This window comes from Micromonospora sp. NPDC047753 (assembly GCF_040642735.1).
Classification (GTDB): Bacteria; Actinomycetota; Actinomycetes; order Mycobacteriales; family Micromonosporaceae; genus Micromonospora.
The window spans coordinates 1-4307 of sequence record NZ_JBEYSL010000542.1; the positions used below are offsets into that span (position 1 = coordinate 1).

Sequence of the window (4307 nt, forward strand, 5' to 3'; positions counted from 1 at the left end):
GGCGAGTCCTCCCAGGTCTCCTGTCGGCCGTACGGCGTCAGATCGAGAAAGGACCAGTTACTGCCGAGCCGTTCCACGCCGCGGGAGGTGGTGCTTCACGTCCCGAGGACCTGGTGAACGGTCAGTGACACCAGACGCGACGTCCTGTTGGATGTGGGGGACGGTGCCGCGAAGGGATTCGTCCATGGGTTCTGATGGTCGTCGCTCGGCCGGATGGGTCGTGGCCGGTGTGCCGATATTGGCTGCGCTGGGAGGTCTTGCCGCCAACGCGGCTTCCGACCAGCAGCGTTGGCCCAGGGTCCTTGAGCTGGTGCGACAGAATCCGTGGTTGACCTTGGGCGTCATAACTCTGATGTGTGTGGGGTCCGAGGTGGTGTTGCTGTGGCCGCGCCGGAGATCCACGAGCGTTGTCCCCGCCGTGACTGAGCAGCCGGGCCCGCGTCGTATGCCGAATCGGAATCCGTTGTTCACCGGCCGGGAACAGATACTGGACGAACTTCACCTGCGACTCGCATCATCTGTCGTCTGTCTGCACGGCATAGGTGGTTCCGGTAAGACAAGTCTGGCAGTCGAATATTCGCACAGATTCAAAGAGCGTTTTTCCGTGATTTGGTGGATCGCTGCCGAACAGCCTCCGCTCGTAACCGAACAGTTGGCGGCGTTGGCTGTCGAAGTGGGTGAAGCAACCGAAGGAACACCGGTCAAGGATGCTGCCGAGAAGGCTCGGGGCTGGCTGCGCGGCCACCGGGGCTGGTTGGTGGTGTTGGACAACATGCCGGGAACCGAGCTCGTCTCGCCGGCAATTCCCGATGGTGCTGGTCAAGTGCTGATCACCTCGCGAGCCAACTACTGGAATCAGCTAGGAGCGTTGATTCAAGTGGATGTATTCTCCCGGACAGAGTCGGTGTCCTTATTGACAGCGCAGCTGAGCGGGATCAGCCCGTCGGACGCGGACAGGGTCGCGAACGCGGTGGGCGATCTGCCCCTGGCGGTAGCGCAAGCAGCGGGTTTCATGGTGGCAACGGGCATGCGGCCCAGTGAGTACGTCGATGCGATCGAAGCACATGCGATCGAGATTCTGGACCGCGGCAGGCCGGTCGGATATCAACTGTCGTTGGCCGCGGTGGTCGCGCTCTCCGTCGAACGGCTCAGTGTTGAGGACCCCGTCGGGGTCAGCATCCTGAATCTGTGTTCGTTCCTGGGACCAGAGCCGATTCCCTTCACCTGGCTCACCCGTATGCCGCAGGAGGGAAGTCGAAGCGCCCTCGCCAAGGCCTCACCCGTCACACTGAGGTCATCGGTGGGGCGGCTGGTGGAATTCGGCCTTGCGCGGCTCGACTCGGACGGGGGGTCGCTCGTGGTGCACCGCACGACGGCGGCAGTCGTGCGCGATCTGCTCAGCGTACGGACGCGAAGCAGGCAGTGGCAGTTGGCCGGTGAGTTGCTCGCCGCGAACCGATCCGACGACCCCTCCGAGTTGACCCTCTGGCCGCTGTGGTCCATCCTGACGGCTCACGTTGGCCCGCACCTACGGCTGGCCCCCGGACCCGCTGACGCGGGCAGCCAGGATTATCGTAGTGTCGTTCTCGATGCCGCCCGATATCTGGAGCTGTCCGGGCAGGCCGCATCAGCGAATGAGCTCGCCCGGACCGCTCGCGAGAGATGGACTCAATCGCTGGGCAGCGACGATCTGGATGTCCTGCGGGCAGCTCGGCGTCAGTCGGCGACGCTTCCCCCGGCGCATCCCGACGCGTTGGGCATCGAGACGGACACACTTGCCCGCTTGCAGCGCCTGCTCGGTCCGGACGATCCGGAGACCCTGTCTTCGGCTGGCAACTGCGCCAGGGCCATGGCCGACCTCGGGAGATTCGAGGACGCACGGCAGTTGAACCGCGACACTCTCACTCGCCTGCGGCGGATCTTCGGTGACGATGATCCCAAGACTCTGCTTTCCGCCAACAATCTGGCTAATCGAATGGCCGAGCTTGGTGAACACGAAGCTGCGAGAGCTCTGCACCGCCAGATTCTGGACCGCCGGGAAGTCGTGCTTGGTCACGATCATCCGGACACCCTGATTACCAAGGCCGAACTCGCTCTCGACCTCGCGAATCTCGGAGAACTGGACGAGGCGAGGACGTATGGCCGCCTGTCCCTTGCCGAGCTCAGCCGCAGGCTTGGTCCCGACCACCGCAGCACTCTGCAGGCGGCGGCCATCCTCGCTGACATTCTGCGCCGGCAGGGGAGTCTCCAAGAGGCGCGCGCTCTTGACGAGGAGACTCTCCAACGTCGCAGGCGGGTGTTGGGCACAGACCATCCCGAAACCTTGGCCCTGGCTCAGAGCCTTTTTCCGAACTCGTCCGCACAGGGATGAGCCGGGAGTGCCGGTGTCTGGCTAGTGTTGTCTCGCGCCCCGAGTGCCACGTCCGGTCGTTGACCGCGGTCACCCGGGGGCCGTTCGTCGGATCAGCGGCCGAGGGCCAGCAGCAGCCCGGTGGCGACCACCCCCGCACCGAGGACCACTGTGATCGGTCGGGGGCCGAGCACCGCGTGCCGGCGGTCGGCCAGCACCCGCGCCGGCACCAGACCGACCAGCGGCCCGAGCAGGGTCACCACCAGCGCCAGCACCGGCAACCCGACCGCCAGGTCTCCGCCGTACCCGATGCCGAGCGCGCGGGCGCCGGCCCCCAGCGCGTACGCCAGCACGGCACCGGCCACCCCGCAGAGCGCCAGCAGCGGGTTGACCGAGCCCGGCAGCTCGCCCGGCTGACCGGCCCGGTCGAGCAGGTCACGGGCCTTGGCGAGCAGCACCACCGGGTCGGTGGCCCCGACGCCGTTCGCCGGGGCGGGCGGGCCACCGAGACGGCGGGCACCGAGGCGCGAACGGACCTGCTGCCACAGGTGGGCCACCTCGGCGTCGACCCGTTCCTGCTGCTCACGGGCAGCGACCAGTTCCTCCTCGGCGCTCTGGAGCTGGTCGGCAGCCTCGGCGACGGCCCGCTCGGCGGCAACGCACTGCCGCTCGTGCCAGGTGTGCGCCTCGGCGCGCTGCTCGCGTACCCGCGCGCTGAGCTCGGCCAGCCGCCGTAGCTGCGCCGCGTACGTCTCGCTGGTCACCGGTTCGTTCATCGCGTCGGTCCATACGGGATGATCACCTGTCCGGTGCGGTGCACCGCCCGGTCGAAGAAGAGCCCCCGCCAGGGGCGGGGATACCAGTCCGGGCCGCCGGTGCCCGGATAGAGCGACGAGCCCAGCTCGCCGCCGTGCGCGTCCAGGGCCACCCAGGCACCGATCTGGTCGGTACGGGAGGCCGGCCCACCGAGATCGGCGCGCATCCGGGCCACACCCCGCCACCAGGCCAGCACGTGCGTGCGTCGTTCCGGCCCGTCGTGCATGATCCGGCGCAGCTGCTCCAGGCCGGTCCGCCGACCCGCGCGAGCGGCCAACGCGCCCGCTGCCGCGTCGACGGCGAACAGCAGCAGGTAGTGCGGACTTCCCGGGCCGCTGAGCCCGTCGGCCGTCTCGGCCATCAGCTCCCCGACGGTCTCCTCGTCGTACCAGGCGGCGTCGTCGGCCAGGTCGTCGTAGAGGGCGCGGGCGATCGGGTCGGCGTCCGGGTCGAGGCAGGCGATGGAGAACCGGGCGGTGCCCGGCGGGTGCTGACGGGCCAGCGACCGGGCCGCCGCGTCGAGCACCGCGCACGCCTCGTCGACGCGGGTGCCGAGCACCGCGAGGTTGCGGCCCGGGGCGCGCGGCAGCCGCAGCGACGCCGAGCGGGACTGCACGTCGATGATCTCGCCGAGCAGAGCCACCGGGTTGCGCGGCGCGGTTCCGTCCGGCGGAACGGCGAGCGCCCGGAAGTCCGGGGCGTCCGCCAGCCGGGGGATCGCGTCGCCGTCGAAGAGCCGGGCCGGCGCCGCGTCGGGGGCGCGCATCCGCCACAGCCGGTGTTGCAACCCGCTCCAGGTCTCCCAGTCGCTGGCCGCCGGGATGCGGGCCACCTCGTTGCCCTCCACCATGCCCGACTCGGCGTTGACCACCGCGTGCCAGCGCGGCAGCGACTGGGCCGCGTCGTTGCGCTCGGCGAGGATGCGCAGCGCCTTGGGCAACGCGATGCGCAGGGCGAACTGCGCGACCAGCGCGGGGCGGCCCCACAGCGCCTCGATGCCCCGCACGTCCTGCGAGGCCAGGACCAGGTGGATGCCCTGGGACCGGCCGCGGCGGGCCATGCACGTCCACCTCTGGCCACTCCGTGCCCGGGGCGAAGTCGTACATCCAGCCACGGGCCCGCTCGGTCACCGGCAGGCGCC

The 4307-nt window shown here is 69.2% G+C and carries 2 protein-coding genes and 2 pseudogenes; 1 reads left to right on the forward strand and 3 read right to left on the reverse strand.

Annotated features, from left to right (window positions below):
* Positions 1-92, reverse strand: a pseudogene (locus ABZ749_RS30475) (DUF899 family protein); the annotation flags it as partial.
* A gap of 92 nt (positions 93-184) precedes the next feature.
* Between ABZ749_RS30475 and fxsT the strand changes: the two are divergent.
* Positions 185-2371, forward strand: a complete 2187-nt coding sequence (fxsT, locus tag ABZ749_RS30480; RefSeq protein ID WP_357233815.1) for an FxSxx-COOH system tetratricopeptide repeat protein — start codon at positions 185-187, stop codon at positions 2369-2371.
* A gap of 92 nt (positions 2372-2463) precedes the next feature.
* On the opposite strand, the gene ABZ749_RS30485 is transcribed toward fxsT, so the two are convergent.
* Positions 2464-3126, reverse strand: coding sequence for a hypothetical protein (locus ABZ749_RS30485; RefSeq protein ID WP_357233817.1), 663 nt, complete (start codon positions 3124-3126; stop codon positions 2464-2466).
* A pseudogene (locus ABZ749_RS30490) lies at positions 3123-4226 on the reverse strand (cell division protein FtsK); the annotation flags it as partial. The pseudogene ABZ749_RS30490 and the gene ABZ749_RS30485, both read right to left, overlap by 4 nt.
* Positions 4227-4307: the final 81 nt, after the last annotated feature.